The sequence below is a fragment of the Acidovorax sp. GW823-FHT01C06 genome (assembly GCF_058798375.1).
The window spans coordinates 946467-972907 of the sequence record NZ_JBXAKN010000001.1 but is presented as its reverse complement, the minus strand read 5'-3'; the positions used below and the strand labels follow the sequence as shown (position 1 = coordinate 972907).

Here is a 26441-nt window from a genome sequence, read left to right as displayed (position 1 = left end):
TTCCGATGTCCCTGCCCCACGCCCTTCTCACCGCCCTGGTCGAGCACCCCTGCTCGGGCTCGGAACTCGCCGAGCGCTTCGACAAGTCCATCGGCTACTTCTGGCACGCCACGCACCAGCAGATCTACCGCGAGCTGGCGCGGCTCGAAGAAGCACTGTGGATCGAGGCCCTGCCGGCCGAGACGGGCCGCGGCCGCAAGCGCCAGTTCCGCCTGCTGCCCGCGGGCCGCAAGGAACTGCGCCGCTGGATCGCCGAGCAACAGGACCCCACGCCCCTGCGCGACGAACTCATGGTGCGCCTGCGCGCCGAGGCCGCCGTCGGCCCCACCGGTCTGGAAAAGGAAATCGCCCGCCTGCAGGCCATGCACGAGGACAAGCTGGCCGTCTACCAGCGCATCGAACAGCGCGACTTCATGGGCAAGGAAGCGAGCCGAGAGCGCCGCCTGCAGCACCTGGTGCTCAAGGCCGGCATCCTGCAGGAAGAGCTGTCGCTGGCGATCGCGAGAGAGGCGCTGGAGATACTCGGCACACCGCGCCCGCCTCCGACGCCCTCTGCCCGGTGACCACATGTCACTCGCAGCGCCATGACCAGCCTCCGGCGTACCCCAGTGCCAGCGCCAGCTAGTCACACCAAGCAGCACCACGCCATCGGAGCATTCAAGATGCCGAGTCCTCATGTCTCCGCCCAAAACCTATTTCAGCGCGCAGTGGACGGCCTAAATGATCTTCATGGCGCTGGCGGGGAGGGATCGGCACCATGGAAGGCCCCATTCTCGGCGCGCTGCTTTCCTTGCGGTAGAGACGACGTGGGGCGGACAGGGCGTGCTGTATCTCATCGGCCCTGGTGCCATTGCCATGCTGTTCGCGCTGTTTTTGCCCAGGGGCGCTTGAGGGGCAGTGCAGCAGCGCTGGAACGTGCGACCGCTGTCCGCGGGCTATCGGATGCGTACGCGCGCCACACATGTTCCAGAAAGAGAGGAGCAATATTCAAAATCAATAGCAAACAACGCTTATGGGACAAGCGGTAGATGCCATTTTCAATCGAAAAATTCGATGGTACGCGGGTCTTTGCACCCGTCGAAATGCTTTTGCAGCATGGCGTGAAACACGCTGCCCGGCGCAGAAACTTCGCCAAACAGCGTCATGCTGGAGCGCAGCTTGAGATCGTCCGGCGTGCCAAACACATCCAGCGCCGAGCACGTCCCCAGGCCCAGCAGGATCTGGCAGCACTCGCGCAGCCGGCCGGCAAGCACTGGATGCGCCAGGTAGGCCTGCGCCTCGGCCAGCGACTGGATGGCATAGCGCTGGGCCACGTCGCTATGCCCCAGTCCCTTGATCTGCGGGAACACAAACCACATCCAGTGCGTGCGCTTCTTGCCCGCCCGCAGCTCGGCGATCACGCGGGGCCAGACGGGATCCTGGGCTTGCAGGAAACGGTCGAGGACAGGGGGAAGGGGCATGTTCGGGTAGTGGATGCTGGGCTGGCTGAAGTGAATGGTGACCATGAATTCACCGGAAGACAACAGTTGAATGGTGACGGAAAGGCAGGGCTGGCTGCAGGTGATGTGCCCGAAACACCTGGATCAGATCACCATGCCAGAATGACCCGATGAGCACATCGACATCCTCCTCCTTTCTGTCTAGCGCAGACGGCATCCCGGTCATCACCTACACCTGGGCCGAGACCCCCGGCAAACCCGTGGGCGCCGTGCAGATATCTCACGGACTAGCCGAGCACGGCGAGCGCTACGACCGCTTTGCGAAGGCCTTGAACGCTGCCGGCTTCATCGTCCATGCCGTGGATCATCGCGGGCACGGGCGCACCGCTGGTGGCAGGTTGGGGGACTTTGGCGCCGCAGGTTTCAGCGGGCTCATTGCCGATGTGGCCCAGTACGGCGCACTGCTGCGCACGCAGCACGCCGGCCTGCCGCTGTTTCTGTTTGGGCATTCGATGGGTTCGTTTGCGGCGCAGGCGGCGATCCTGGATCACGCATCGACCTGGTCAGGTGTGTTGCTCTCAGGTTCAACCGCGCTGGATGCGCTCGCCGCAGCGATGGCCAATGCTCCCGCAGACGCGCCTGCCGGATTGGAGGCATTCAACGCAGGTTTTGAGCACCGTACGGGATACGAATGGCTTTCGCGGGACGGTGCGGAGGTCGATGCCTATGTAGCGGATCCGTGGTGTGGGTGGGATGTGCCGGACGATGTGATCCCGTCGCTGTTCGCTCCGGCTTCCCGGCTGGCGGATCCAGCGCTGCTAGCAGGTATCCGCAGTGACCTGTCAATCTTCATTGCCTCTGGCGACGCAGATCCGCTCGCGGGGGGCGGTGCGCTGATTCAGCTGCTGGGTCAGCGCTACCGCGATGCAGGCATCACCGACGTGACAGTCAAGCTGTACACGGCTGCCCGCCACGAAATCCTCAATGAGACGAATCGTGATGAGGTGACTGCCGACATCGTGGCCTGGCTGCGTGCCCATGTGGGGTAGCCTGATGCGGTGTCGCGCATTGCACGACTGGAGGCCTGACCTCGGAGGGCCTCGAGCCTGAGTCCTGCTATTTGAACGACCGATACTCCACATTCATGGACTGAACCAGTTCGGCGGCAGTCGGCAGGGACGTCACACCCGACACCGAATGCCCCGCACTCCACAGATCCGACCACCGTTGGATGACGGGTCCTTCAGATCCGCCTCCGAATTTCTTGCGGGCCTCCTGCACGGATACCGTCTCGTCCAGTCCATCGGGGTCGAGCCCGACACGGACGATGGACGGTTTCAAGAAGTTCGCGGGCAACCCCGTAAAGGCACGCGTCGCAAGCACATCGTCCATGGAGCTTTCCAGAAGCATCTGCTTGTAGTCTCCCCCAGCCAGGCTTTCCTTGGTGGCGATGAATCGCGTTCCCACGCACCCCAGGTCGCAACCCAGGACCGTCGCTGCGCGCAACGCCACACCGTCGGACAGGCCACCTGACAGCACGATGGGGCCATCGAACAGCTGGCGCACGGCGCGCACGAAAGCGAACGGGTTGGCCCAGCCGGTGTGCCCGCCCGCGCCGGACGAGAGCAGCACCAAGCCATCGACGCCCGCCTCCAGAGCACGCTCTACATGGTGCAGCGAGGCCACATCGGCAAACACGAGGCAGCCGCCGTCGTGCAAGATGGGAATCACCGACGCGGGCGACCCGACGCTGGTGATCACCAGCTCTGCGCCGTGGCGCACGATCAAGTCCGCTTCGGCCTTGAGGCGTGCGGGGTCGCGGCGCATGATGAGATTGGGGCAATAGGGCGCCCGGCTGGGCTGTTCTTCGGCCTCGCGCTGAAGCCGCTGAAGCCAGGTCTCGAACTCGTCCAGAGACGTGCAGTTGGCCGTGGGAAATGCGCCGATGACGCCAGCGGCGCAGGCAGCGGAGACCAGTTCGATTCCCGAGACACGCAGCATGGGGGCCGCAATGACGGGCACCACCAGCCGCTCCATGAAAGGCAGTCGGTTCATTCTTGCTCCATTGAATCCAGTGAATGCACTGTGCGCAGGGCCGTGATGGCCTGCACTGCTTCGTCCACCAGGCCGTTCACGATGGCCTGCAGCGGCTCGATACGCTTGGCGAATGCGATGGCTGGCCCCAGGGAGGCCATGCCATGACGCCAGTCGCCCTCGGCGTAGCAGCGGTCGCGCGCGACCGTTCCGCTGATGAGGTCGCCGAACGCGGCGTGTTCGGTGGCGCCTGCCCGTTCGATGGCCTGAACCTGGCGCGCAGTGTCGTTGAGCAGCACGCGCCAGGTGGTGCCCAGCGATTGCAGCAGCCGCACCGTGGAGTGCTCGTCGCAGGTCAGCAGATGCTCTTTGTAGCGGGGGTGCGCCTGGATTTCCTCGCACACCAGGAAGCGGCTGCCGACGAGTACGCCGTCAAGCCCCTGGGCCAGCACCGCAGCCAATTGCCTGCCGCGGCCGATGCCGCCGCCCAGCACCACCGGCACGCTGAACTGGCCGTATGCCAGCGCCCCCATGAGCATCGTGGGCAGCTCATTCATGCCCGGGTGCCCGCCTTCCTCCATGCCGACCAGGGCAATGGCATCGGCGCCAGCGCGCTCCGCCGAAAGAGCGTGGCGGATGTTCGAGGCTTTGTGAACGACGATGGCATCTGCCTTGTGAAGAGCGGTGATGAGGTCCGCCGGTGCATGTCCGGCTGTCTCGAAGATCCTCACGCCGTGCGTCAGGGCTGCATCCATCCAGCGCGGAATCATGGTGTTGGCTTCGGGCCGGTGCGAGAGCGTGAGGTTGACGCCAAACCGTTTGCCATGGGTCAGTTCCGAGCACAGCGCAAGGGCTTCGCGGAAATCCGCTTCGCTGGCGTACGACCGGGGCGTGATGAAGCCCATGCAGCCCGCATTCACCAGCGCGGCAACGTACCGTGCGTCGGACAGCCACATGAGGCCGCCGCCCAGGATGGGGTGGTCGATCCCCAGCAGCCGGGTGATCCGCGTGTGCAAGACGCTGCCCATGGCCTACCAGCCTGAACTGCCGAGCTGCGGTGCGCCTGCAAGGTCCGCACCGCCCATTCCCTCGAGTGGAACGGGGAACCTGACCAAGGGCAAGTCTTCGCCGGGAGCGAATTTGCCGCGTGAGGCAAAGTGCGGCTGGGCGGCCAACTCTGCGGGCGGCACCACTGGCGCGGCGGGCACATCGTGCCGGCACAGCAGTTCAAAGGCCTCGTGCGAATCCAGGTGCTGCATGGCCTGCTCGATGCGCAGGTTGATCGCATCCGCCACAGATTTTCTCGCCTTGTGGGTGGCGTACTTCGCGCCGTCGAAGGGAGCCAGGTCCAGCACCGCACACAGGCGCTTCCAGAAATGATCCTCCAGCGCAGCAATCGACACGTAGCGGCCATCCTTGCACCGGAAGGCGCCGTAAGCCGCCTTCACCAGCGTTGCCTCGCGCTGCGCTTGCAGCGTGCCTGCGCCTGCGGAGCGGTAGGCGCCCAGCCGCGGGTTCATCCAGTGCAAGGCGCAATCGGCCAGCGCCACGTCCAGATGCTGCCCCCGGCCGGTGGCCTGGCGCTGAAACAGCGCGGCGAGTGTGGCGGACAGCGCGTACATGGTTCCGCACAGATCGGCCACGGGCAGGCCGAAGCTCTGCGCGGGTGCGCCGTCCGGCGTACCCGAGACGGCCAGCACCCCCGCGGCAGCCAGGTAGTTGATGTCATGCCCCGGCAGGTCGGCCCAGGGACCGGTCTGGCCGTAGCCGCTGAGAGACACATAGATGAGTTGCGGATGCGCCTGGCAGAGCGAAGCGGCATCCAAGCCCAGGCGCGCCATCACGCCAGGGCGGTAGGACTCGACCACGACATCGGCCGACGCGATCAGCTCGCGGACCTTGTCGCGCTGGGCTTCGTCCTTGAGGTCCACCAACAGGCTCTGCTTGCCCCGGTTCACGGCCTCGAAAGCGCCCTGGCCCAGGTGACGGGCGTTGTCGCCATGCGGCGGGCGCTCGATCTTGATGATGCGTGCGCCCATCTCCGCCAGGTTCTGCGTCAGAAACGGCCCCGGCAGCAGCTCGCTGAAATCCACCACCGTGATGCACTGCAACGGCGGCCGGGCGGCGGTGGCCGTCATGCGGACGCTCCTTCGGCGGTTCTTTCGATGATCACGGCGTCCAGCGGCAAAACGCCTTCTCCGCGGGCGCCAATCCACACCGGGTTGAGGTCCATTTCCTCGATGCGGCCAGCGTTGTGCATCACGAAGTCCGAGATGCGCAGCAGCAGCGTCTGCAGCGCCTCCAGGTCCGCCGCTGGGCGGCCGCGCGCACCTTCCAGCAGGGGAAAGCACCGCATCTCACGCACCATCGCCGCGGCCTCGCTGGCGCTGAGCGGCAACATGCGGCGTGTCACATCGCGCAGGATCTCCACGTAAATGCCCCCCAGGCCGAAGGTCATCACGTGGCCGAACACCGGGTCGCGCGTAACGCCGACCATCAGCTCCAGCCCGCCGCGGGGCGCCATCTTCTCGATCAGCAGGCCGTCGATGTGCGCGTCGGGCCGGTGGTGCTTCGCGGCGTCCATGATGTCCGCCCAGGCCTGGCGCAGTTCGTCGGCATTTTGCAGCCCCACCTTGACGCCGCCGATGTCCGACTTGTGGACGATCTGCTCGCTGGCGATCTTGGCCACGACGGGGTAGCCCATGGCGTTGGCGGTCACCAACGCTTCTTCCATAGTGGACGCGAGCATGTTGGGCAGCAGGCCGATCCCCGCAGCCTGCAGCTGGCCTTTGGCCTGCGCTTCAGACAGGCTGAGGGTGGCGGCGGCTGGCGGCAGAACGACCACAGGCTGCATGGGCGGCTGGGTGCCACGCGAGCGCTTCCAGCGGCCATATTCAACCCAGCGCTGAATGGCCTTGATGGCTTTGCCCACCGAACGCGGCGGCGCGAAACCGCCTTCGACCAGCATGCGATACCCCTCCCCCATGCGGTCACTCATCCAGATGGGAATGATGGGTGTTGCGCAGCCTTTCTGCGCCGCGATGATGGTGCGCGCCAGCTGGATCGTGGTGTCGCCATAGTCCAGTGCAATCGGAACGATCACGCAGCCGAGGTTCGGGTCCACGGCCACCGCGCTCAGCGATTTTTCGATCAGCGCCGCATCGCTCAGCACGGCGGCGGTGGTGTCCACCGGGTTGTCCAGGGCCGCGAAGTCGGGCAGCAGCGAGGCCAGCACCTCCCGCGTGTGCGGGGTGAACTGAGCGAGGGTCAGGCCTGCGGTGCCCACAGCATCCGCCGTCAACGCCGCCGTCCCGCCCGAAGAGGTGTAGATGGCCACCCCTTCGCTTGGGGGCGGCTCCGCGCGTGCGAACAGCCAGGCTGCATCGACAAGCTCGTCGATGTCATCGACCTCGATCACACCGCACTGTCTGAACACCGCGCTGTTCACCTCGGCCGACCCCGTGAGGGACGCTGTGTGCGATTGCGCCGCCTTTTGCCCGTACTCAGACTTGCCGACCTTGAGCGCAATGACTGGCTTGCCATTGGCGGCTGCGCGGTTCACGGCAGCCACGAACTTCGCGCCATCCTTGATGCCTTCCAGCAGGGTCACGATCACCTTGATGTCGGGTGCATCGGCCATGTAATGGATGAAGTCGGCCACCTGCAAGTCCACCTCGTTGCCGGTGGAGGCCCACAGGCCAATGCCAATGCCGCGGTCCATGGCCTGCATCACGTTGCGCCCCAGGCCGCCACCTTGCGTGGCCAGGCCAATGGGACCCTTGACGAGGTCGTGCGGGAAGGATGGCGAGAAAGTCAGTCCCAGGCGGTGGTTGACGTTGGTGAGGCCCGGGCAGTTCGGCCCGTACAGGCGCATGCCGCCCGCGTCGGCGATTTCCTTGAGGCGCACCTGAGCGCGTTCGCCTTCTTCGCCTGCCTCGCCAAAGCCCGATGTCAACACGATGGCAAAAAGGACGCCCCGGTTGGCACATTCCTCCGCCACGGCCAGCACGCCGGATGCGGGCACCACGATCACAGCAACGTCGGGCGTGGCTGGCAGTGACGCAACGCTGGGCCAGCAACGGTGCCCGCGGATCTCCGCCTTGGTCGGGTTGACGAGGTAGATGTCTCCGTCGAACTCGGAATGGTCCAGCAGATTGGTCAGCGTGCGCTCGCCGATGCTTTGCGGGCGGTCCGAGGCGCCCACGAGGGCAATCGAGCGAGGGCGGATCAGTCGTGAAAGGTCTGTCAATCTTGTCTCCTGGTCGTTATTGGGGTGGCGTGGAGGCTCAGGCAATCGCCGAGATGCCCAGGATTTCCCGACCTGCGATCAAGGTCTGCACTTCGGTGGTGCCTTCGGGAATCGTTCCGCCGCGCGTGTCGCGAAAGATGCGCTCAATGGGGTAGTCGGTGGCGTAACCCAGCCCGCCATGCACTTGCAGTGCCATGCTGGCCACTTCATGCGCAGCCTCGGTGGCGTAGAGCTTGGCAATGGAGCAGGCGGTGCGCGCATCGGCATTGGCATCCAGCGCGGCAGCGGCACGCAGGCTCAGTGCGCGTGCGGCTTCCACCCGGATCGTCATGTCCACGATGAGCTTTTGCACCAGCTGGAAGCTGCCGATGGGCTTGCCGAACTGTGTACGGGTGCGGGCATAGTCGATCGAGAGGTCGAGGGCCGCTTGCGCGGCGCCGACCGCACCCATGGCAATGTTGACACGGGCGCCGTCCAGGCCGATGAGCATCTTCTTGAGCGCCTTGCCTTCCTCGCCCAGCAGGTTCTCGCGGGGCACCTTGACATTGTCGAATGCCAGCTCCGCCGTGCCGGTGCTGCGCAGCACCATCGTGTCGATGTTGCGCACTTCATACGGAGACACCTCGCGCTCCACAAGGAAGGTGGAGAGCTGCCCCTGGCAGTCGGGGCTGAACGTACGCGCGACCACGATGCCGAAGTCGCCAAATGCCCCGTTCGTGATCCACAGTTTTCGGCCGTTGAGGACGTAGTGGTCCCCCTGCAGGTCTGCACGGGTCTGGACCTGGGCGATGTTGGAGCCCGTGCCTGGCTCGCTGATGGCGTTGAACACGCGGCGGTCAGATGCCAGCAAAGGCTTCAGGAAGCGTTCGCGCTGCTCCTCGTTCGCCTCTGCGGCCAGCTTGTTGATGGCCGCATTGGTGATGTTCACCATCGTGCGCAACGACAGCCACGTGTAGCCCGCCTCTTCCATGAGCATCGCCCAGGTCATCTGGTCCATGTCCATGCCGCCCAGGGCCTCGGGCAGCCTGCCGCCGATGTATCCGAACTGCGACAGCTCCTTGAGAAGCTCGAAGGGAAAGGTCTTGTCCCTGTCGTGCTGGGCGACGCGGGGAGCGACTTCGCTTTTCATGAAGCGGCGCACGCTGTCGCGCAGCATTTCTTGTTCGGAATTCATCGTTGCATACATGGCTAGGTCTCCTGGGTTGAATGCATGGATCCGCCGCTAGGAGGCGGTGGTGTCTTTGGCGCCCGCGCCGCGCCGGCCGGATGCCGTGGCGCGCAGCGTGGGAGCCGCGTTCTGGGGGTGGAACACAAGTGCCTGCACCTCTTGCAAGGCTTGCAGGCAGGCGTCCTTGGTACGGCGAAGGCGTTCGGTGGGGCCGGCGATCGACAGCGCAAGGGGTTCATCGCCCAGGTAGCCAGCGACGGCGATGGCGGCCAGGCCGTCGAAGCCTTCGTTTTCCACCCAGATCCAGCCTTGCTGGCGTGCTTGTTCGATCTGTGCCTCCAGTGCTGCGAGGTCCGTGATGGACCCGGGGGCGATCTGCTTGAGCGGCTTGAGCCGCAGCTGGCGTGCGGCTTCTTCGGGTGTACCCAGCGACAGCGCCGCCTTGCCCAGCGCGGACACGTGCAACGCAATCTTGTTGCCCACGTTTTCCACATAGCGCAGCGGATGAGTTCCCTCGGCAAACGCCAGTACCTTGACCACGCCCGCCTCCACGCGGCCGCACATCCCTGTCTCTCCCGTCTTGTCACGCAGCAACTCGCACGCTTCGGACGCCACGGCGTAGAGCGAATCACCCGCAGCGATGCCTTTGGCAATCGTGAGCAGACGGGCCGTTGGATAGAAGCGTCGGGTTCGCGCCGTCCGCATCAGGTAGCCCAACTCATGCAGCGTGTGCAGCAGATCGGAGCAGCTGCTCTCGGGAAGGTCCATCAGGCGCGCAAGGTCTGAATTGGAGAGTTCGCGGCGCTCCCGGGCAAAGACCTCCAGCAGGGCCATGGTGCGAGAAGCGGCGGGGACAATGGTTGGCATAAGTTCTCCGGTATTTCGTAGATGTCAACGAATCATAACTTTGAGGTGAGCGCGATTGCAGCAGGCCATTCCTTATGAGATTCAAATTTTCTTTTGAATGCAGCTCACAAGATTTCTTGCATTTCTACGAAATATTGAAGTATTCTACGACCAGCCGCAATGAAGTGGCAACAAAAATGGAGACAAGCATGCGTAGAACCTTCCGAGAACTGATTGTTTTTGTCATTGCCTCGTTGGCCTTTGGCGTCCTGCATGCAGCAGGAGATACGTGGCCGAGCAAGCCCATCACCTTCGTGGTGCCGTTCCCACCCGGGGGCATCACGGACAACACGTCGCGGCTTTTGGCCAAGCTGCTCAGCGCACAGCTGGGACAGTCGGTGGTGGTGGACAACCGTCCCGGTGCCGGTGGCTCCATCGGTGTGGAGTCGGCTTCGCGCCAGCCGCCAGACGGCTACACCATCATTTACGGCACGCAGGGAACGCATGGCGCCAATCTGGCGCTGTACAAGAACGTGCGCTACGACCCCGTGACGGACTTCGTGCCCGTGCATGCCATGTCGGAAACGCCGCTCATGCTGGTGATCAACCCCTCACGCCCGTTCAAGACGGTGCCCGAGCTGATTGCCTATGCCAAGGCCAATCCCGGCAAGCTCAACTACGGCTCCGCCGGTCCAGGCACGGGCACCCACCTGACGGCCGAGTTGTTCCAGACCGCCGCGGGCATCAAGATGACCCATGTGCCATACCGCGGCAGCGCGCCGGCACTGAGCGACCTGATGGCCGGGAGCATCGACCTGATGTTCGACTACCCGGCGGTGGTGTTGCCCCAGGTGCAGGCGAACAAGCTCAAGGCGCTGGCGGTCACCTCCAAAAAGCGTTTGTCCAGCTCCCCCGACGTGCCCACCGTGGGCGAGCTGGGCGTTCCCGAAGCGGAATCCACGGCCTGGGGCGCGGTGTTCGTTCCGACCAAGACGCCGCCGGACATCGTGAAGCGCCTGGGCGACGAGATCGCCAAGGCCATCGTTCACCCCGAAATGCTGCAAGCCACCGAGAAATTCGGCAGTGTCCCGCTCGCCGGCCTGCGCGACGCCAAGCTGGGTGCCTTCGTGAAATCGGAGATGACCCGGTGGCGTGCGGTTGTTCAGCAGTCGGGCGCCAAGCTCGATTGACGGGGTCGCGGGCACTACATGCCCGCCCCCCCACCTTTCCCTTTCACCCCCTTCTTTCTATGACCGATTCAAAGACCTCCTTGAAGCCGTTGCAGCCGACTCTGTATGAGCTGGCTGATGACGGCCACTCGCTCAACTTCTTCTTTGCGCAGTGCGGCGCCTGCGGTGGGATGAGTTTTCCTGCCAACGCACCGGGATGCATGCACTGCGGAGACCCGCTGAGCGGAGCGCAACGCGTCACGCGCCCGGGGGGAGGAGAGTTGCTGGAGTTCGTGACCCTGCACGTGCCGCTGTTGCCTGGCATGGCGGCGCCCAGCATTGCTGGAGACATCCGCATCGCGCCCGGCATCGTCGAAGAAGGTGTGATGGCCGTTGGGGACGAGACGGCGCTGAAGCACGGCATGGCGGTTCGTGCCGTTGCCGAGGTGAAGCGGGAAGAAGGTGTTTACGCCTGCCGCTTTGTGCCCGCGAATGAAGGAGCCGTGCAGTGAGCAATACCAATCAATCCACTTCAGGCAACTGGCTGGATGCCCATGGCGGTGTGTTCATCGCCGGTGTCGGTCTGCACCCCTATCAGTTCCCCACCGAGACACCTTACACCGAGCTGGGCCTCAGGGCTGTGCGTGCCGCACTCGAGGACTCGGGTGTTTCCTGGGCCCGTGTGCAGAGTGCCTACGTGGGCACAACCTCGATTGGCATGGCCGCCGGCCGCGTGATGCTGCGCCACCTGGGATCCACGGGTCTGGCGGTGACGCAGGTGGAAAACGCGTCGGCCTCTGGATCGTTCGCTTTCCGGCAGGCATGCATGGAAGTGGCTAGCGGCATGAGCGATGTGGTGCTGGCGGTGGGCGTGGACAAGCACGGTGACGGGCGCCGCGCTGCCAACAAGGACGGACTGGAAAGGCTCAGCGAGACCGCCACCATTCCGGCGGTGAAGTTCGCGATGATGGCGCGCACCTACCTGCGCGAGCGCGGCGCCTCCGTGGAGGAGATGGCCGGCGTGGCGGTGAAGAACCACGGCAACGCAGCGCGCAATCCGTTTGCTCAGTTTCGCAAGCCCCGGACGCTGGAGCAGGTGCTCGCATCGCCGCGCGTGGTGGGCGACCTCACGGTGCAGCAATGCTGTCCACGCGGCGAAGGGGCCGCGGCGGTGATGCTGGTTTCTGGCAACGCCATCCGAAAGCTGGGACTGGATGCGCGGCGCTGCGTGCGCGTGAAGGCTTCCGTGGCAGGCAGCGAGCGCCCCGAGGTGCAGTACGGCGACAGCGCCGTGGAGCTGGTCCGCACCAGCGCGGAGGCTGCTTTTGAACAAGCGGGCATTGCGCCCAAGGAGCTCGATCTTCTGGAGCTGCACGACGCCTTCTCCGTGGAAGAGCTGTTGTACAGCGAAGCCATCGGTGTGTGCGAGCCAGGCGAGGGCGCCCGCTATCTGGCGCGTGGCACTTCGCACATCGGTGGCCGCTGCGCCATCAACGCATCGGGCGGCTTGATCGGCATGGGCCACCCACTCGGGCCCACGGGCATCGGCCAGTTGGCAGAAATCACGCGCCAGCTGCGGGGCGAGGCGGAGGGTCGCCAGCACCCCAACGCGCGCTGGGGCATGGCCCACATGATCGGGCTCGGCTCGGTCTCCGTCGCCCACGTGCTGTCGGCATCGGCCTGACGGCGCCGCACACTTCTTTGTGGAAAGCAATCCAATGACTACCCCTGACATCCGGGACCTGGGCACATTGCTCTATGAGGTGCGCGACCGCGTGGCCGTGATCACCCTCAACCGGCCCGACCGCATGAACACGCTGGGCAGCACGATGAAGCCCGACCTCGCCCGCGCCTTCTTCGAACTGGCCCGCAACGACGACCAAGTGCGCGCGGTTCTGATCACCGGCAGCGGCGACAAGGCGTTCTGCGCGGGCGCCGACATCAAGGAGCGCGCCACCGATGTGGTGCGCGGCACGGAATACTTCGTGCGCCAGAAGGCGACCCACGAACTGTTTCGCAACATCGAAGAGTTCGAGAAGCCCGTCATCGCTGCCATCAACGGCGTGGCCCTGGGCGGCGGGCTGGAGATTGCGCTGTGCTGTGACCTGCGCATCGCGGCCTCCCACGCGCGCTTCGGCTTGCCAGAAATCAAGCTGGGAGTCATCCCGGCGGCCGGTGGCACGCAGCGGCTGCCACGGCTGGTGGGTGAAGCCCGGGCCAAGGAACTGATCCTGACGGCCGACCTGGTGGATGCAGAGACGGCGCTGCGCTACGGCCTGGTCAGCCGTGTGGTGCCGCAGGCCGAGCTGATGACGGCTGCGCTGGAACTGACCCAGCGCATAGCGCAACACCCCCCGCTGGCAGTCCGTTTCGCCAAGCGCGCCATCAACCGCGGCATGCAGACCGACCTGGACTCGGGCCTGGAGTACGAACGCTACGCGGCCGCAATGATCGTGGACAGCGAAGACCGCATCGAGGGCATGCGCGCCTTCGTCGAGAAACGCGAACCCCAATTCAAAGGACGCTAGTGCAATACCGCACTGGTGACTTCATTCAGACAACACGCACGAAAGGAATCCCATGGAACTCGGATTGAACGGACAGGTCGCTCTCGTCACTGGCGGCGGACAAGGCGTGGGCAGGCAAATTTGCATCGAACTCGCAGCCGAAGGGGCGCGCGTGGTGGTGAACGACCTTTTTGCCGAGCGTGCCCAAGCGGTGGTTGATGAAATCAACGCCGCTGGCGGAAAGGCCTATGCAGCGCCTGCGGACATCACCCAACTGGAGGAGGTCGATGCCATGGTGGCAGGTGCTGCCCAGCACTTCGGCGCGCCCATCACCGTGCTGGTGAACAACGCGGGGATCATTCCCGAGCGCCGCGAGAAAGGTGGCCGCACACCCGCCTTCGTGGATACACCCGTGGTGGACTGGGCCAAGATCGTGAACCTCAACGTCTACGGCACCATGCACTGCTGCCGCGCCGTGCTGCCCGGCATGGTCGGGCGCAAGACGGGCCGCATCATCAACATCATCTCGGAAGCAGGCCGCATCGGCGAGGCCAACATGGCCGTTTACTCGGGCGCCAAGGCGGCGATTGCCGGGTTCGCCAAGGCCCTCGCGAGGGAGCACGGCCGCCACGCCGTCACGGTCAACTCGGTGGCCCTTGGCGCCGTGTCCCACGAGGGGATCAAGGACGGCCCGCTGAACATCCACGCCACGGTGGAAAACAACGAGCTGCTGGGCAAGATGCTCAATGCATACCCCATCTCCAAGGGCGTGGGGCGCCTCTCCCGCCCAACGGATGTGTCCGGCATCGTCGCGTTCCTGGCGTCAGACCGCGCGCTGTTCATCACGGGGCAGACCATCGGTGCATCCGGCGGGTTCGCGATGGTTTGAAGCAGGGCGAAACGAGAGGTGCTGCATTCACACGCGGCACTGCCGAACACACAACAAGGAGACAAGACCATGATGAACCGCCGCCACTTCTCGGCATCCATGGGTGCTTTGGCACTCTCGCCCTCGGCATTTGCACAGAACGCTTACCCGCAGCGCCCCATCACACTGGTCGTGCCCTTCTCCGCGGGAAGCGTGGTCGATGTCCAGGCCCGTTTGATCGCACGGGCGCTGAGCGACAACCTGGGCCAGCCCATGGTCATCGACAACCGGGTCGGTGTGAGCGGGTCCCTCGGCGCCGAATTCGTGGCCCGTGCGGCGCCCAACGGGTACACCCTCCTGATCGGAACGCAGGGCACGCAGGGCACCAACACCGCCCTCTTCAAGAACATCCGCTACGACCCGGTCAAGGACTTCGTGGCCATCCACGGTCTGACGGGGAACGCCAACGTTCTGGTATCCCATCCAGGCCTGAAGTTCAGCACCATGGCCGATGTGATCGCGTTCGGCAAGCAGAAACCAGGAAAACTCAACTTTGGGTCTGGTGGCAACGGTACGTCAGCGCACCTTTGCCTGGAACTATTGCAAACCCAGACCGGCGCGCGCTTCAACCATATCCCCTACAAGTCGAGCACGGCGGCCATGGTCGATCTGATCGCCGGCAACCTCGATGTGATGTTCGACTACGTGCAGACCTCCCGGGCGCAGATCCGGGACGGGAAAATTGCCGCGCTGGTCGTCACCAGCACCAGCCGCCTGACCGTGCTCGCCAATGTGCCCACCATGGCCGAGGCCGGAATCCCCAGCGTGGTGGCCATGAACTGGGGCGGTGTCTTTGCACCAGCCAACACGCCTGCGCCCATCGTCAAGCGCTTGTCCGATGCGGTGGGCCAGGCACTGAACTCGCCCGAGGTCACGGCGTCGCTGGACGCGGTTTCGAGCGTCAAGATGGGCATGCCGCACGAGCAGTTTGCCCCCTTCGTGGCCGCCGAGGCCGCCAAGTGGGGCGAGGTGATCCGCAAGTCCGGAGCGAGTCTCTGATGCCGACGCCCCAGGTAGCCGTTGTCACCGGCGCGGGCAGCGGTATCGAACGCGCGCTCGCGCTGGCCTGTGCCCGCGAAGGCATGGCGGTGGTGGCGGCCGACATCGAGGCAGAGATCCTGGCGCACACGCAGGTGCTGGTGGAGACGGCAGGCGCCGCCTGCCTGGCACAGTGTTGCGACGTGTCCGACGCCACGGACGTGGAGCGGCTGGCCGAGGCCAGCTGGAACCGGTGGGGCGGTGTGGACTGGCTATTCAACAACGCCGGCGTGGCGGTGCTCGGGACAGCCTGGAATGCCACGGACGACGACTGGCGGTGCGTGCTGGCATGGCCGCTTCTGCCATCAGTGCCGAGGATGTAGCGCGCGCCGCGGTCGAGGCGATTCATGCGCGCCGCTTCTACGTCATTCCCCATGCCCACACGGGTGCGTCCGTGAGGGACCGCAGCCAAAAGATCATGGGCGATTTCCACCACATTCACCAGGAGAGTCTTCAGTGACCGCAGTCCACCCACCAGCCGACCTTTCAGCCTCGCAGGACCTTGTCCGAGCGCTCACGGAACGCGTTGAACGCATGGAGAGCATTGAAGCCATCCGCGCGCTGCGCGCCCGATACCACGAAATGGTGAATGAGGATGCGGGGAACCGCCTCTACGAATTGTTTGCCCCCGATGCCTACGTCGCCTACGGCGGGCGTCCTGAGGTGCGGGGCCGGGACAACATCCGTGCGTTCTTCGCTGCGTTTCCGGTCCAATCGGCCCGGCAGTTCATCCATAGCCATGTCGTGCAGGTGCAGGGCGACCGGGGCACGGGGTCCAGCTACCTGGACGGTCGGCCCGTGCGGGACGGCAAGAGCTACTACGTGGTGGGCCGCTTTGACGACGAGTACATCCATCTGGATGGGCAGTGGTTCTTTCAACGCGTCACCTTGAGCGTGCACTACATGATCGAGGCTGCCGAGCGCTGGGACCACCTCATTCCCCTGCAGGTGGAGCGTTGATGCACAGCAGAGCCGCCATGGCCTTGTTGCCTTCCTTGTTCGATCTGACCGGCCAACGTGCGCTCGTGACCGGTGCCGCCAGTGGCCTCGGGCTGGCCATCGCAGAAGCCCTGCTGGACGCGGGCGCGGAAGTCGTGCTGTCCGACAGCGACGCCCAGGCATTGGACGCCGAGGTGCACCGCCTGCGCAAGACGCACGCGAAGGTGCAGCAGCGGGTGATCGACGTGAGCGATGGCGCCGATGTGGACCGCAACATCGACGCGATGGCGGCAGAGGGGCCCATCGATTGCGTGTTCGCCAACGCGGGCATGAGCGCCGGGCGCGGATTCCTGGTGAAGCCTGGGCGCCTGGAGAACGTGGACCCGGCTTCTTGGGAGCGGGTGCTCCAGGTGAACCTGAGCGGCGTGCTGGCCACGTTGCGCGCGGCCACCCACCACATGAAGCCCCGGGGCCAGGGGCGAATCATCGTGACCTCGTCCATCGCGGGGCTGCGGGCGGAGGCGCACTCCGGATATGCCTACGTGGCCTCCAAGGCTGCGGTGAACAACGTCGTGCGCCAGGCGGCCATCGAGCTGGCGCCCTTCAACATCCTGGTGAACGCCATCGCCCCCGGCCCATTTGCCACCGGCATCAACGGAGGACGCCTGCGCCTGCTGGAAAGCGCCGAACGCATGCGCACCTACATCCCGCTTGGCCGTATCGCCCAGCCGCACGAGATCCAGGGGCTTGCGTTGCTGCTGGCGTCACCCGCCTCGAGCTACATGACCGGTGCCATCATCCCTATCGACGGCGGCGCCAGCGCGCGCTAGCGCGGCATCATCATTTCAACCACCGACGACAGGAAGGCACACCATGATCATCGTTACCGGCCATGTGATCGCACGCAAGGACACGGAGGACACCGTTGAGCGGCTGGCCCTGGAGCATGTCCTGCGCTCCCGGATGGAGGCGGGATGCGTGTCCCACGAGGTGAGCCGCGACGTGCAGCAGCCGCTGCGCTTTGTGTTCATTGAGCGCTGGAGCGACCTGGCCGCGTTGCAGGCCCATTTCCGAGTAGAAGCCTCGCGCGATTTCGCACACTCGATGGCAAGCTTGTGTGAGGAGGCTCCGCAGATTGATGTATACGAAGCGGAAGTGATTTCCATACGCTGACGGCGTTGGTCCAAGACCAGGCAATCCAGCAAGCGGAGCAAGGTATTTGGATCAAATTTTCCGAGACGCGTTTGAGGCCCCGCGACGATTCAACACAGCCCACGGCGTTGTGGTCAGTACCTATTCGAGAAGTTCGCGCTGATGCGCTGGCGCAGGTACTCCGCGCCCGTGATGGGCGGGTACTTCTTCGCCGGGCCTTCAATGAGTGCGTCCTCATTGGCTTGGCAGAAGAAAGCCAGGCTGTAGCGCGCGCCCTGGTACTCGTGCGGCAGAGGGTTGCGCACCCGGTGGAAGTTGCTGGGCAGTTGGTCGTCGCTCCAGCGCGTGAGCATGTCGCCGATATTGCAGGTGATCACGCCCTCGGCTGGCTCCACGCTGGTCCACTGGCGGCCCTCGGCCTCCTTGCCGGGCAGCACCTGCAGGCCGCCCTGGCCGGGGCGCTGGAACAGCAGGGTGAGGCAGTCAAAATCGGTGTGGGCGCCGGCGCGCCACAGGCCCAGCTCGTCCTTGAGCGCCGGATCCACCGCAAAGTAGTGCAGCATGCGCAGCGTGCTCTGGTAGGTGGGCAGGTCGGGGTCGTGGGCGCGGGTGAAGAAGTCCGCATCAAAGCCCAGCTTGTAGGCAAAGCACGAGAGCAGGCGCATGCCCACTTCCCAGCACTGGCGCTCGAATGCCAGCGTGGCGGCCTGGAAGCCGGGCAGCTCGGCCTCGGTGGGCCAGAGGCCCGCCATGCGTGGGCGCGTGACCTGGTAGGACTCCTTCTGGTCCGGCGTACGCGTGGAGGGGCGGATCTGCGCCTTGTGCTCCCAGCCGGAGTTGCGCGACAGGGGCCACTGGGCCTTGGTGGCCTGGGGCTGGTCGAAGAAGGCTTCGGCACGCGCGAAGGCGGCGCGGATGTCCTCGACGGGGATGCCGTGGTTCGTTACCTGGAAGAAGCCGATGTCGACCGACGCGCTCCACAGCTGCTCGGCGATTTCCTCTTTGCGGTTGTCGAAGTCGGAGATGTCGATGCAGCGCACTTCGCGCGTGGAGGTCTCGCCGTCCATCGCGCCGCCCATGCGCGATTCTTTTTCGAGCTCGCCCAGCACGTCCGGGGCGACGGTCGGTTCGTAGACGGGGGATGTAGTGGGGTTTGCGGCAGTGCTGTGCATGGCGTGATTTCCTCGTTGAGTCGTCAATGGCAACAAGGCACACGGCAGGCCGCAGCAAGGAGTGAAGTTGCGGCACGGCGCCATGTGGCTCTTGAAGGGGACAATGGCAACGGCCCGCAGGCTGCGCGGGCCTTCAACAGGCACCACGCACCGCACGCAAGCCGCCACCGGCTTCAAGAGCAATGACCCGCCGGCCGGTCCACGCAATGCGGATGGTCTGGACTGAACGCTTCTACTCTTACCCCGGATGCTAGCAAACAGCAGGCCAGCAATGCCGTCGCGCACTCCATAGGAAAGCCGCACCGCGCCATGCGGCCCAAGGCCCGGGCATTCACCAAACCCGGGCAGCGGCGCACCAAGCCTGCGCACCGCAAATGCGTGCCCAGCGCTTGCCAGGTCCATCGCACAGGGGGCCCCGCAGCGGCTTGCGCCAAGGCAAGATCTGGGCAAAACGTGCCTGGCGCTCAGCACGGCGCAGCGCTTTCGCGACACCGGGCACGCTTTCTGCATCAGCTCCTGCCGAGTAGAAGCGTTCAGCGCTGCCATCCCTTGCGGGTGGTAGCGCCCGGAAATTGCTCAGTTCGACCCGGTCCCGCGGCGGCACACGCCTGTGGGTACAGGGCATTCCACCGAACCTGGGCCACCACCATGTTGATGCAACGCCGCCGCTTTCTCTTGACCACCCTCGCCCCTTCCATCGCCGCCACGCTGGGTGCCCCTGCCGTGGTGCATGCGCAGGGCGCATCACTCACCCCGCTCAAGTTCACGCTGGACTTTCGGGTGACGAGCCAGACCTCGCCCTTCTTCCTGGCGCAGGCCAAGGGCTACTTCAAGGACGAGGGCCTGGACGTGACCATCGACGTGGGCGCAGGCTCCGTGGCATCGATCACACGCGTGGCCAGCGGTGCCTACGACATCGGCCTGGGCGACATCAGTTCGCTGGCCGAGTTCCACGCGCAGAACGCCGACACGCCGGTGCAGGCCATCTACCAGTACTACAACCGCGCGCCCTTCGTCATCATCGGCCGCAAGGACCGCGGCATCACCACCGATTTCCAGTCGCTCAAGGGCAAGAAGGTGGCGGCGGCCGCCGTGGAAGCCACGCGCCGCAGCTGGCCCATGGTGGCCCGCGCGCTCAAAACCGGGCCCGCGCTGTTCGACTGGGTGACCACCGACTTCAGCGCGCGCGACAACGTGGTGGTGCGCGGCGATGTGGATGCGGCCACCTATTTCCACGACTCGGCCGTGTCGCTGTTCGCGCGCGTGCCGGCCAAGGAACTGTCGGTGCTCGAATACAACAAGGCGGGCCTGAACCTGTATGGCAACGCCGTGCTGGCCGGCAAGCTGCTGCAGGAGAAGCCCGAGGTGGCCAGGGCATTCCTGCGCGCGAGCAACCGCGCCCTGCGCGAGACACTGGCCAACCCCGAGGCCGCGTTTGCCGCCATCAAGGCGCGCGAGGCCATTCTGAACATGGACGTGGAGCGCGAGCGCTGGGCCATCACGCGCCAGTACCTGCAGACGGCCGAATCGCAGGCCGTGGGCCTGGGTGGCGTGCAGGGCGCCGTGCTGGCGCACCAGATCGAGGAGGTGGCGGCCGTGTTCAACCTGGCGCGCAAGCCCGCGCCCGAGCGCGTGTTCAACCCGGCCTTTTTGCCGGCCCTGGCCGACCGCAAGGTGGTGGCATGAACGGCAGCGCAGCACCCGCCGCACTGCTGCCGCAGGAGGCCACCATCGACGAGCGCGACGGCAAGTACCTGCGCCAGGCCATCGTCCTGGCCGACAAGGCCCGTGCACGCGGCAACCGGCCCTTTGGCGCGGTGGCGATCGGCGCCGATGGCAGGCTGCTGGCCGAGGCCTACTGCAATACCACTGAAACCGGCGACTGCACCGGCCATGCCGAGACCAATGCCGTGCGCCAGCTCAGCCCGCGCGTGGGGCGCGATGCGCTGGCCCAGGCCACGCTGTACTCATCGGCCGAGCCCTGCGTGATGTGCGCGGGCGCCATCTTCTGGTCGGGCATCGGCCGCGTGGTGTTCGGCATCGACGCGGTGCGGTTGCGCGGGTTCCGTGGGGAACGCGCCGAGCAGCGCGATGCCGAACTCTCGTGCCGCGACGTGTTCGCCGCATCGCCGCACGCCATCGAATGCATAGGCCCGGCCCTCATCGCGGAAGCGAGTGCCTCGCACGTGGGCTTCTGGAAGCTCTGAGCAACCAGCGACAATCGCCCACCATGCCGCCCAAAGCCCCGTCCATGACCGAACCCGAAGCCGATGGCAGCAGCAATGTCTCTGGCGCTCTGCTCAGCCGCTCCAAGCAGGGGCGCGAGCGCATCCTGGGCGCGATCCGCGAGGCGGCGATTGCCGAGTTCAGCCGCCACGGCTTCAAGGGCGCATCCACCAAGGCCATCGCCGAGCGCGCGGGCCTGACCAAGCCGCAGCTGCACTACTACATCGCCAGCAAGGAAGAGCTGTACGAGGAGTTGCTGTACTCGGTGCTCAACGGCTGGTCGGGTGCCTTCCAGTTCGACAGCCAGAGCGACGACCCGAAGAAGGTGCTGAGCACCTATGTGCGCAAGAAGCTCGACTACGCGCTCGACAACCCGGGCCTGTCACGCATCTTCACCACCGAGGTGCTGGGCGGCGGGCGCAACCTGGGCCGGTACTGGCCCGTGGCCGTGAAGTCCACCCAGCAGAAGGTGGACCTGATCGACCGCTGGATCGCCGAGGGCCGCATGCGCCCGCTGGACGCGCGCCTGCTGCTGATGCAGATCTGGGGCATGACGCAGCACTACGCCGACTACGGCGTGCAGGTGCACATCATGCTGGGCCTGGCGCCCGAAGAGACCATCGACCGCGAACCCATCGTGCGCGAACTCACCAATTTCGTGCTGCTGGGCTGCGGCCTGGCACCCGATTTCGCACCAGAGTGAACAGGCCTGCACGCTTGCGGGCGTAGCAGCAGCGCCAATACAGCGCTTTGACCCAGGGCAAGCCAGGCAACGGCCCGAAAGCCCTGCTGGCACAGCATTTGCAATAGTTTGACCAATCGATCAAATCAAGTGGTCAAACATGCAAACCCCAGCCACGGCAGCGCCGCTGCCCGCCACGGAACAGACTTTTGAACTGGTGCTTGCGCGCAGCCAGATGCGGCTGCCCGTGGAGCCCGGCGAAAGCATGGCCGATGTGCTGCAGCTTGCCGGCATCGCCATCGACACGCTGTGCGAGCAGGGCGTGTGCGGCACCTGCGCCACGCGCTGGCTGGTCGGCGCACCCGACCACCGCGACAGCTGCCTGAGCCCTGAAGAACAGGCCACCCATGTGGCCGTGTGCTGCGCGCGCAGCCACGGGCCCACGCTCACGCTCGACCTTTGAAGAAGGAGCCCCCGCCATGCGCATCCTCGTGATCTATTGCCACCCGGTGGAGACCAGCTACAACGCGGCCCTGCATGCCGAGGTGGTGCAGCAGCTGCGCGGCGCCGGCCACGCGGTGGACGACTGCGACCTGTATGCCGAGGACTTCAACCCCGTGCTCAGCCGCGAGGAGCGCCTGGGCTACCACGAGGTGCCCAGCAACCGCCTGCCCGTGCAGGGCTATGTGGACCGGCTGCTGTGGGCCGAGGCGGTGGTGTTCTGTTTTCCCACCTGGTGCTTCGGCATGCCGGCCATGCTCAAGGGCTTTTTCGACCGGGTGCTGATGCCCGGCGTGGCCTTCGACATCAGCGACCCGCACAACGTCAAGCCTTCGCTCACGCACATCCAGCGCATCTCGGCCGTGGTGACCTATGGCCGCCCGCGCTGGACGGCGCTGCTCATGGGCGATCCGCCACGCAAGTCCGTCACGCGCTACATGCGCCTGCTGACCGGCGGCAAGGCGCGCGTGGACTACCACGCCTACTACCACATGAACGTGGCTACGCCGCCGCGGCTGGCCGCCTTCAAGGCGCGCGTGGGCCAGGCCATGGCGCGCTTTGCCTGAGGGGATCTTGTCCATGCACGCATCCAACGCCCCCGACCACCTGCTGCGCGCGCGGCTGCCGCGCTGGCTGCTGCCGCGCCAGTGGCCCGCCCAGGGCAGCCAGCCCGCGCTGGCCGATGTGCACCTGGTGCAGGGCCGCGTCGAGTCCATCGAGCCGCACCGCCCCGCGCAAGCTGCCCCCGCAGGCGCCACCTGGGACCTGGCCGGCGCCCTGGTGCTGCCCGGCCTGGTGGATGCGCACACCCACCTGGACAAGGCCTTTACCCTGCCACGCATGGGCACGGTGAAGCCCGGCCTGCTGGGCGCCATCGAGGCCATGATGGTGGACCGCCAGGGCTGGACCGAGGCCGACATCCGCGCCCGTGCCAGCCGCGCCCTGCAATGGGCGTACGAGGCCGGCACCGTGCACCTGCGCACCCACTGCGATTGGTGGGAGCCCGATGCACAACCGCTCGCCTGGAACGTGCTGCGCAGCCTTGCGCACGAATGGGCGGGCCGCCTGCTGCTGGAGCGCGTGGCCCTGATCCCCCTGCACCTGTACACCGAACGCACCACCGCCATGCGGCTGGCCGCCACCGTGGCCGACAGCGGCCCGGGCGCGCTGCTGGGGGGCTTCGTGCATTCCACCAACTGGGACCGACAGGCCCTGCGCCACCTGTTCGAGGCCGCGCAGCACCATGGCCTGAACGTGGACCTGCATGTGGACGAGGAACTGCACCCCGGCGCCCAGGGCCTGGCCACCACGGCAGCACTGCTCAAGGAGCTGCGCTTCGACGGCCATGTGGTCTGCGGCCACACCTGCGCGCTGGCCGCTCAGGACGAGGCCACCGCCCTCGCCACGCTGGATGCCGTGGCGCAATGCCCCATCACCCTGGTCACGCTGCCCATCACCAACCTGCTGCTGCAGGACGCTGTGACCGGCCGCACGCCGCGCCGGCGCGGTATCACCCTCATCAAGGAGGCGCATGCGCGCGGCATCCCGGTGCTGGTGGCCAGCGACAACATCCAGGACCCGTTCTGCCCCGTGGGCAGCCTGGACCCGCTGGAGGCACTGGCCACCGGCGTGCTGGCCGCGCAGCTTGACGCGCCGTTCGACCGCTGGTCCGAGGCGCTGTGCCGCAGCGACTGGCTGCGCCGCGGGCCCGATGCCCTGCCCTTGCAGCCCGGCATGCCGGCCGACCTGATCGTCTTCCAGCAGGCCGATGGCTGGGGCTTTCCGTCGCGCACGCAGCAGCGCGTGGTGCTGCGCAATGGCCGCGTGGCCGGCGGGCACGCCAGCGCTGCCTGGCATGTGGCGGGCGCCACGCCTTCTCCTTCCCCCATCCCTGTACGGAGCCTTGCATGACCGCACCCGCCACCCCGGGCATCGCCCAGCCCCTGGCCCGCTACGCCGCGTGGCGGCGCGCGGGCGACCTGGTGTTCCTGTCCGGGATCATTGCCGTGGACCCTGCGGCCAGCCGCATCGTGCGCGGCTACGCCGACATCCCCGACGAGGCGGCCACGCTGATCGGCCGCACGGGCGAGTTCAGCAGCGACATCAAGGAAGGGCCCATCCTGGCGCAGAGCTGGTATGTGCTCGACCGCATCCGCCAGACCATCGAGGCCGCGGGTGGCCAGATGTCCGACGTGTTCAAGCTGGTGCAGTACTTCAAGCACCTGGACCACTTCCCCCAGTACAGCCGCGTGCGCAAGCTGTTCTTCCCCGGCGAGCCGCCGGCCTCCACCGTGGTGGAGGTCACCGGCATGCTGCCCACGGCCGACATCCTGATCGAGGTCGAAGCGACTGCCTACCTGCCGCTGCGCTGACCTCCCGCACATCCCTCCATCCACGAAAGACCCGCCCCATGCTGCACGGCTACACCCCGCCCCACCGCTACCTGCCCTACCTGAGCTGGACCGAGATCGCCGACCTGCCGGACAAGGAGAACACCGTGATCGTGCTGCCCACGGGCGCCACCGAGCAGCACGGCCCGCACCTGCCCTGCGCGGTGGACACGGTGATCAGCGCGGGCGTGGTGGGCCATGCCCTGGCGCGCCTGCCGGCCGAGGTGCCGGCCTTCGCCATGGCACCCATCACCTACGGCAAGTCGGAGGAGCACCTTCACTTTCCGGGCACCGTCACCCTGAGCGGCGAGACCCTGCTGGCGACCATGAACGAGGTGGGCGAGTCGGTCTACCGCGCGGGCTTTCGCAAGCTGCTGTTCGTCAACGGCCACGGCGGCCAGCCGCAGGTGATGGAGATGTGCGCGCGCGAGCTGCGCCTGCGCCATGGCGACTTCATCGTGGTGCCCAGCTTCACCTGGCGCGTGCCGCACGTGGCGGGCAAGTACCTGTCGGAGCAGGAGAAGAAGCTGGCCATGCACGCCGGCCATGCCGAGACGGCGCTGATGCTGGCCCTGGCGCCCGACACCGTGCACATGGAGCGCGCGGTGGTGAACTACCCGCCCGTGTTCGACTCGCCCCTTCTGTCGCCCGACGGCCGACCCGCCTGCGCCTGGAGCGCGCGCGACTTCGGGCCCAGCGGCATCATCGGCGACCCGCTGCCCGCCACGGCCGAGCAGGGTCACGCCATCCTCGACTCGCTGGCCGTGAGCTGGGCCGCCGCCATCACCGAGCTGCACCAACTGCGCTGGGCCGCCCGCCCCGAAGCCACCTGGGGCCGCGCCAATCACACCGGCCATGTGGAGCACTCCACCGCCCTGGCTTGAAACCTGCGAACGCAGCCGCATCCATCCCCCGTTTTCGTCCCTGTTCCCCTCCACCACCTACCGGAGCACTGCCATGATGAAGAAGACCGCCTCCCGCCTTTCCAAACTTGGTGCAGCCGCGCTGCTCGCTGTGGGTGCCGCCGGCACCATGCAGGCCCACGCGCAGGAAAAGTTCACCTACATGACCAACTGGTATGCGCAGGCCGAGCACGGCGGCTTCTACCAGGCGGTGGCCACGGGCCTGTACAAGAAGTACGGGCTGGACGTGACCATCAAGATGGGGGGCCCGCAGGTCAACATCGTGCAGATGATGGCGGCCGGCCAGGCCGAGTGCGTGATGGGATCGAGCGACCTGCAGATGATCCAGATGCGCGAAGGCGGCGTGCCCGTGACCACGGTGGCGGCCGTGTTCCAGAAAGACCCGCAGGTGCTGATCGCGCATGAGGACGTGAAGAAGTTCGAGGACCTCAAGGGCAAGACCATCCTCATCGCCTCGTCGGCCCAGCGCGGCTACTGGCCGTGGCTGAAGGCCAAGTACGGCTTCAACGATGCACAGACGCGGCCCTACACCTTCAACATCCAGCCCTTCGTGGCCGACAAGAACACCGCCCAGCAGGGCTACCTGACGTCCGAGCCCTTCGCGATCGCCAAGGCCGGTGTGAAGGCCAACACCCTGATGTTCAGCGACCAGGGCTACCCCGCCTATGCCACCACGGTGAGCTGCATGGACAAGACCGTGAAGGAGCGCGGCACCGCCGTCGCCTCCTTCGTGAAGGCCACCATGGAAGGCTGGAAGAGCTACCTGGCCGACCCGGCCCCGGCCAATGCCCTGATCAAGAAGGACAACCCGAACATGACCGATGAGCAGCTGGCCTACAGCGTGGCCAAGCTCAAGGAGATGGGCATGGTGACGGGCGGCGACGCAGCCACCATGGGCATCGGCGTGATGACCGATGCGCGCGCCAAGGCGAGCTACGACTTCCTGGTGGAGGCCAAGCTGATCGATCCGGCCAAGGTGAAGCTGGCCGATACCTACACGACCTCCTTCACCAAAGACCTGAAGGTCATGCCCTGACCCTCGGATCGCCATTACTGCCCTGAAACAGCGCCCCGCTGC

29 protein-coding genes are annotated in these 26441 nt (G+C 66.0%); 21 read left to right on the top strand and 8 right to left on the bottom strand.

The genetic code is table 11. The features are described from left to right. Positions 1-5: 5 nt before the first annotated feature. Positions 6-563, top strand: coding sequence for a PadR family transcriptional regulator (locus AC1RCS_RS04400; protein WP_218293372.1), 558 nt, complete (start codon positions 6-8; stop codon positions 561-563). Positions 564-1037: 474 nt separating this feature from the next. Here AC1RCS_RS04400 and AC1RCS_RS04395 read toward each other — a convergent pair whose 3' ends face one another. Continuing rightward, positions 1038-1460 (bottom strand): DUF1810 domain-containing protein, encoded by a 423-nt coding sequence (locus tag AC1RCS_RS04395; RefSeq protein ID WP_492244510.1) that lies wholly within the window; start codon positions 1458-1460, stop codon positions 1038-1040. Positions 1461-1609: 149 nt separating this feature from the next. On the opposite strand from AC1RCS_RS04395, the gene AC1RCS_RS04390 reads away from it, so the two are divergent. Next, a complete protein-coding gene (locus AC1RCS_RS04390) occupies positions 1610-2488 on the top strand; it encodes an alpha/beta fold hydrolase (protein ID WP_218293371.1) in 879 nt (292 codons plus the stop codon). A gap of 67 nt (positions 2489-2555) precedes the next feature. Here the strand turns inward: AC1RCS_RS04390 and AC1RCS_RS04385 are convergent, their stop codons facing one another. Genes AC1RCS_RS04385 through AC1RCS_RS04360 form a run of 6 tightly spaced genes read right to left on the bottom strand, consistent with a single transcriptional unit; the run spans position 2556 to position 9757 of the window. Continuing rightward, on the bottom strand, positions 2556-3494 hold the full coding sequence (locus AC1RCS_RS04385) for an NAD(P)H-dependent flavin oxidoreductase (protein WP_492244399.1): 939 nt from the start codon (positions 3492-3494) through the stop codon (positions 2556-2558). After that, on the bottom strand, positions 3491-4501 hold the full coding sequence (locus tag AC1RCS_RS04380) for an NAD(P)H-dependent flavin oxidoreductase (protein WP_218293369.1): 1011 nt from the start codon (positions 4499-4501) through the stop codon (positions 3491-3493). The genes AC1RCS_RS04385 and AC1RCS_RS04380 overlap by 4 nt, the downstream gene beginning before the upstream one ends. A 3-nt stretch (positions 4502-4504) precedes the next feature. Beyond that, positions 4505-5611 carry a CaiB/BaiF CoA transferase family protein gene (locus tag AC1RCS_RS04375; RefSeq protein ID WP_492244398.1) on the bottom strand — a complete coding sequence of 369 codons (1107 nt, stop codon included), beginning with the start codon at positions 5609-5611 and terminating at the stop codon, positions 4505-4507. Beyond that, positions 5608-7722: an acetate--CoA ligase family protein gene (locus tag AC1RCS_RS04370; protein ID WP_218340387.1), complete on the bottom strand. Its 2115-nt coding sequence runs from the start codon at positions 7720-7722 to the stop codon at positions 5608-5610. The genes AC1RCS_RS04375 and AC1RCS_RS04370 overlap by 4 nt, the downstream gene beginning before the upstream one ends. A gap of 37 nt (positions 7723-7759) precedes the next feature. After that, positions 7760-8908, bottom strand: a complete 1149-nt coding sequence (locus tag AC1RCS_RS04365) for an acyl-CoA dehydrogenase family protein (RefSeq protein WP_492255452.1) — start codon at positions 8906-8908, stop codon at positions 7760-7762. Between the two features lie 36 nt (positions 8909-8944). Then, positions 8945-9757 carry an IclR family transcriptional regulator gene (locus AC1RCS_RS04360; protein WP_492244396.1) on the bottom strand — a complete coding sequence of 271 codons (813 nt, stop codon included), beginning with the start codon at positions 9755-9757 and terminating at the stop codon, positions 8945-8947. 188 nt (positions 9758-9945) lie between these two features. Here AC1RCS_RS04360 and AC1RCS_RS04355 point away from each other — a divergent pair, with 188 nt between their 5' ends. The 10 genes from AC1RCS_RS04355 (at position 9946) to AC1RCS_RS04310 (ending at position 17490) form a co-directional block, all read left to right on the top strand. Next, entirely contained in the window at positions 9946-10926 is a 981-nt protein-coding gene (locus tag AC1RCS_RS04355; protein WP_218293365.1) for a Bug family tripartite tricarboxylate transporter substrate binding protein, read from the top strand. A gap of 59 nt (positions 10927-10985) precedes the next feature. Continuing rightward, on the top strand, positions 10986-11417 hold the full coding sequence (locus AC1RCS_RS04350; protein ID WP_255591222.1) for a PhlB family protein: 432 nt from the start codon (positions 10986-10988) through the stop codon (positions 11415-11417). Beyond that, the gene (locus AC1RCS_RS04345) at positions 11414-12589 is read left to right on the top strand and encodes a thiolase family protein (RefSeq protein WP_492244395.1); all 1176 of its coding nucleotides are present in this window, start codon (positions 11414-11416) and stop codon (positions 12587-12589) included. The genes AC1RCS_RS04350 and AC1RCS_RS04345 overlap by 4 nt, the downstream gene beginning before the upstream one ends. A 34-nt stretch (positions 12590-12623) precedes the next feature. Beyond that, positions 12624-13433 (top strand): enoyl-CoA hydratase/isomerase family protein, encoded by an 810-nt coding sequence (locus AC1RCS_RS04340; RefSeq protein ID WP_492244394.1) that lies wholly within the window; start codon positions 12624-12626, stop codon positions 13431-13433. A gap of 52 nt (positions 13434-13485) precedes the next feature. Beyond that, the gene (locus AC1RCS_RS04335; protein WP_218293362.1) at positions 13486-14301 is read left to right on the top strand and encodes an SDR family NAD(P)-dependent oxidoreductase; all 816 of its coding nucleotides are present in this window, start codon (positions 13486-13488) and stop codon (positions 14299-14301) included. Positions 14302-14370: 69 nt separating this feature from the next. After that, positions 14371-15339 carry a Bug family tripartite tricarboxylate transporter substrate binding protein gene (locus tag AC1RCS_RS04330; RefSeq protein ID WP_492244393.1) on the top strand — a complete coding sequence of 323 codons (969 nt, stop codon included), beginning with the start codon at positions 14371-14373 and terminating at the stop codon, positions 15337-15339. Further along, a complete protein-coding gene (locus AC1RCS_RS04325) occupies positions 15339-15701 on the top strand; it encodes an SDR family NAD(P)-dependent oxidoreductase (protein WP_492244392.1) in 363 nt (120 codons plus the stop codon). The genes AC1RCS_RS04330 and AC1RCS_RS04325 overlap by 1 nt, the downstream gene beginning before the upstream one ends. Positions 15702-15834: 133 nt before the next feature. After that, positions 15835-16338, top strand: a complete 504-nt coding sequence (locus AC1RCS_RS04320) for a nuclear transport factor 2 family protein (RefSeq protein WP_369641589.1) — start codon at positions 15835-15837, stop codon at positions 16336-16338. Further along, positions 16338-17147, top strand: coding sequence for an SDR family NAD(P)-dependent oxidoreductase (locus AC1RCS_RS04315; protein ID WP_492255453.1), 810 nt, complete (start codon positions 16338-16340; stop codon positions 17145-17147). The genes AC1RCS_RS04320 and AC1RCS_RS04315 overlap by 1 nt, the downstream gene beginning before the upstream one ends. A gap of 43 nt (positions 17148-17190) precedes the next feature. Beyond that, a complete protein-coding gene (locus AC1RCS_RS04310; RefSeq protein ID WP_218340392.1) occupies positions 17191-17490 on the top strand; it encodes a putative quinol monooxygenase in 300 nt (99 codons plus the stop codon). A 113-nt stretch (positions 17491-17603) separates the two neighbouring features. Here the strand turns inward: AC1RCS_RS04310 and AC1RCS_RS04305 are convergent, their stop codons facing one another. Beyond that, on the bottom strand, positions 17604-18548 hold the full coding sequence (locus AC1RCS_RS04305) for an isopenicillin N synthase family dioxygenase (protein ID WP_492244509.1): 945 nt from the start codon (positions 18546-18548) through the stop codon (positions 17604-17606). Between the two features lie 747 nt (positions 18549-19295). On the opposite strand from AC1RCS_RS04305, the gene AC1RCS_RS04300 reads away from it, so the two are divergent. From AC1RCS_RS04300 to AC1RCS_RS04260, 9 genes are all read left to right on the top strand, one after another. Beyond that, complete coding sequence (locus tag AC1RCS_RS04300) at positions 19296-20327, top strand: ABC transporter substrate-binding protein (protein WP_492244508.1); 1032 nt, start codon at positions 19296-19298, stop codon at positions 20325-20327. After that, positions 20324-20848: a nucleoside deaminase gene (locus tag AC1RCS_RS04295; protein ID WP_492244390.1), complete on the top strand. Its 525-nt coding sequence runs from the start codon at positions 20324-20326 to the stop codon at positions 20846-20848. Before AC1RCS_RS04300 ends, AC1RCS_RS04295 begins: the two co-directional genes overlap by 4 nt. A 44-nt stretch (positions 20849-20892) precedes the next feature. After that, positions 20893-21570 (top strand): TetR family transcriptional regulator C-terminal domain-containing protein, encoded by a 678-nt coding sequence (locus AC1RCS_RS04290; protein WP_057229621.1) that lies wholly within the window; start codon positions 20893-20895, stop codon positions 21568-21570. A gap of 139 nt (positions 21571-21709) precedes the next feature. Further along, entirely contained in the window at positions 21710-22012 is a 303-nt protein-coding gene (locus tag AC1RCS_RS04285; RefSeq protein WP_492244389.1) for a 2Fe-2S iron-sulfur cluster-binding protein, read from the top strand. A 16-nt stretch (positions 22013-22028) separates the two neighbouring features. Further along, positions 22029-22616 (top strand): NAD(P)H-dependent oxidoreductase, encoded by a 588-nt coding sequence (locus tag AC1RCS_RS04280; RefSeq protein WP_492244388.1) that lies wholly within the window; start codon positions 22029-22031, stop codon positions 22614-22616. 13 nt (positions 22617-22629) lie between these two features. Beyond that, positions 22630-23961 carry an amidohydrolase family protein gene (locus AC1RCS_RS04275; RefSeq protein ID WP_492244387.1) on the top strand — a complete coding sequence of 444 codons (1332 nt, stop codon included), beginning with the start codon at positions 22630-22632 and terminating at the stop codon, positions 23959-23961. After that, positions 23958-24422: a RidA family protein gene (locus AC1RCS_RS04270; protein WP_218340398.1), complete on the top strand. Its 465-nt coding sequence runs from the start codon at positions 23958-23960 to the stop codon at positions 24420-24422. Before AC1RCS_RS04275 ends, AC1RCS_RS04270 begins: the two co-directional genes overlap by 4 nt. A 38-nt stretch (positions 24423-24460) precedes the next feature. Beyond that, a complete protein-coding gene (locus tag AC1RCS_RS04265) occupies positions 24461-25324 on the top strand; it encodes a creatininase family protein (protein WP_492244386.1) in 864 nt (287 codons plus the stop codon). Between the two features lie 76 nt (positions 25325-25400). Then, positions 25401-26399 carry an ABC transporter substrate-binding protein gene (locus AC1RCS_RS04260; protein WP_492244507.1) on the top strand — a complete coding sequence of 333 codons (999 nt, stop codon included), beginning with the start codon at positions 25401-25403 and terminating at the stop codon, positions 26397-26399. Positions 26400-26441: the final 42 nt, after the last annotated feature.

Bases quoted from the DNA above. Each gene is read 5' to 3' on its own strand.
- AC1RCS_RS04385 (WP_492244399.1), bottom strand. From the start codon at position 3,494: ATGAACCGACTGCCTTTCATGGAGCGGCTGGTGGTGCCCGTCATTGCG.
- AC1RCS_RS04365 (WP_492255452.1), bottom strand. From the start codon at position 8,908: ATGTATGCAACGATGAATTCCGAACAAGAAATGCTGCGCGACAGCGTG.
- AC1RCS_RS04400 (WP_218293372.1), top strand. From the start codon at position 6: ATGTCCCTGCCCCACGCCCTTCTCACCGCCCTGGTCGAGCACCCCTGC.
- AC1RCS_RS04375 (WP_492244398.1), bottom strand. From the start codon at position 5,611: ATGACGGCCACCGCCGCCCGGCCGCCGTTGCAGTGCATCACGGTGGTG.
- AC1RCS_RS04300 (WP_492244508.1), top strand. From the start codon at position 19,296: ATGCAACGCCGCCGCTTTCTCTTGACCACCCTCGCCCCTTCCATCGCC.
- AC1RCS_RS04340 (WP_492244394.1), top strand. From the start codon at position 12,624: ATGACTACCCCTGACATCCGGGACCTGGGCACATTGCTCTATGAGGTG.
- AC1RCS_RS04330 (WP_492244393.1), top strand. From the start codon at position 14,371: ATGATGAACCGCCGCCACTTCTCGGCATCCATGGGTGCTTTGGCACTC.
- AC1RCS_RS04260 (WP_492244507.1), top strand. From the start codon at position 25,401: ATGAAGAAGACCGCCTCCCGCCTTTCCAAACTTGGTGCAGCCGCGCTG.
- AC1RCS_RS04270 (WP_218340398.1), top strand. From the start codon at position 23,958: ATGACCGCACCCGCCACCCCGGGCATCGCCCAGCCCCTGGCCCGCTAC.
- AC1RCS_RS04285 (WP_492244389.1), top strand. From the start codon at position 21,710: ATGCAAACCCCAGCCACGGCAGCGCCGCTGCCCGCCACGGAACAGACT.
- AC1RCS_RS04390 (WP_218293371.1), top strand. From the start codon at position 1,610: ATGAGCACATCGACATCCTCCTCCTTTCTGTCTAGCGCAGACGGCATC.
- AC1RCS_RS04335 (WP_218293362.1), top strand. From the start codon at position 13,486: ATGGAACTCGGATTGAACGGACAGGTCGCTCTCGTCACTGGCGGCGGA.
- AC1RCS_RS04355 (WP_218293365.1), top strand. From the start codon at position 9,946: ATGCGTAGAACCTTCCGAGAACTGATTGTTTTTGTCATTGCCTCGTTG.
- AC1RCS_RS04315 (WP_492255453.1), top strand. From the start codon at position 16,338: ATGCACAGCAGAGCCGCCATGGCCTTGTTGCCTTCCTTGTTCGATCTG.
- AC1RCS_RS04280 (WP_492244388.1), top strand. From the start codon at position 22,029: ATGCGCATCCTCGTGATCTATTGCCACCCGGTGGAGACCAGCTACAAC.
- AC1RCS_RS04265 (WP_492244386.1), top strand. From the start codon at position 24,461: ATGCTGCACGGCTACACCCCGCCCCACCGCTACCTGCCCTACCTGAGC.
- AC1RCS_RS04305 (WP_492244509.1), bottom strand. From the start codon at position 18,548: ATGGGCGGCGCGATGGACGGCGAGACCTCCACGCGCGAAGTGCGCTGC.
- AC1RCS_RS04380 (WP_218293369.1), bottom strand. From the start codon at position 4,501: ATGGGCAGCGTCTTGCACACGCGGATCACCCGGCTGCTGGGGATCGAC.
- AC1RCS_RS04325 (WP_492244392.1), top strand. From the start codon at position 15,339: ATGCCGACGCCCCAGGTAGCCGTTGTCACCGGCGCGGGCAGCGGTATC.
- AC1RCS_RS04310 (WP_218340392.1), top strand. From the start codon at position 17,191: ATGATCATCGTTACCGGCCATGTGATCGCACGCAAGGACACGGAGGAC.
- AC1RCS_RS04295 (WP_492244390.1), top strand. From the start codon at position 20,324: ATGAACGGCAGCGCAGCACCCGCCGCACTGCTGCCGCAGGAGGCCACC.
- AC1RCS_RS04395 (WP_492244510.1), bottom strand. From the start codon at position 1,460: ATGCCCCTTCCCCCTGTCCTCGACCGTTTCCTGCAAGCCCAGGATCCC.
- AC1RCS_RS04350 (WP_255591222.1), top strand. From the start codon at position 10,986: ATGACCGATTCAAAGACCTCCTTGAAGCCGTTGCAGCCGACTCTGTAT.
- AC1RCS_RS04275 (WP_492244387.1), top strand. From the start codon at position 22,630: ATGCACGCATCCAACGCCCCCGACCACCTGCTGCGCGCGCGGCTGCCG.
- AC1RCS_RS04360 (WP_492244396.1), bottom strand. From the start codon at position 9,757: ATGCCAACCATTGTCCCCGCCGCTTCTCGCACCATGGCCCTGCTGGAG.
- AC1RCS_RS04290 (WP_057229621.1), top strand. From the start codon at position 20,893: ATGACCGAACCCGAAGCCGATGGCAGCAGCAATGTCTCTGGCGCTCTG.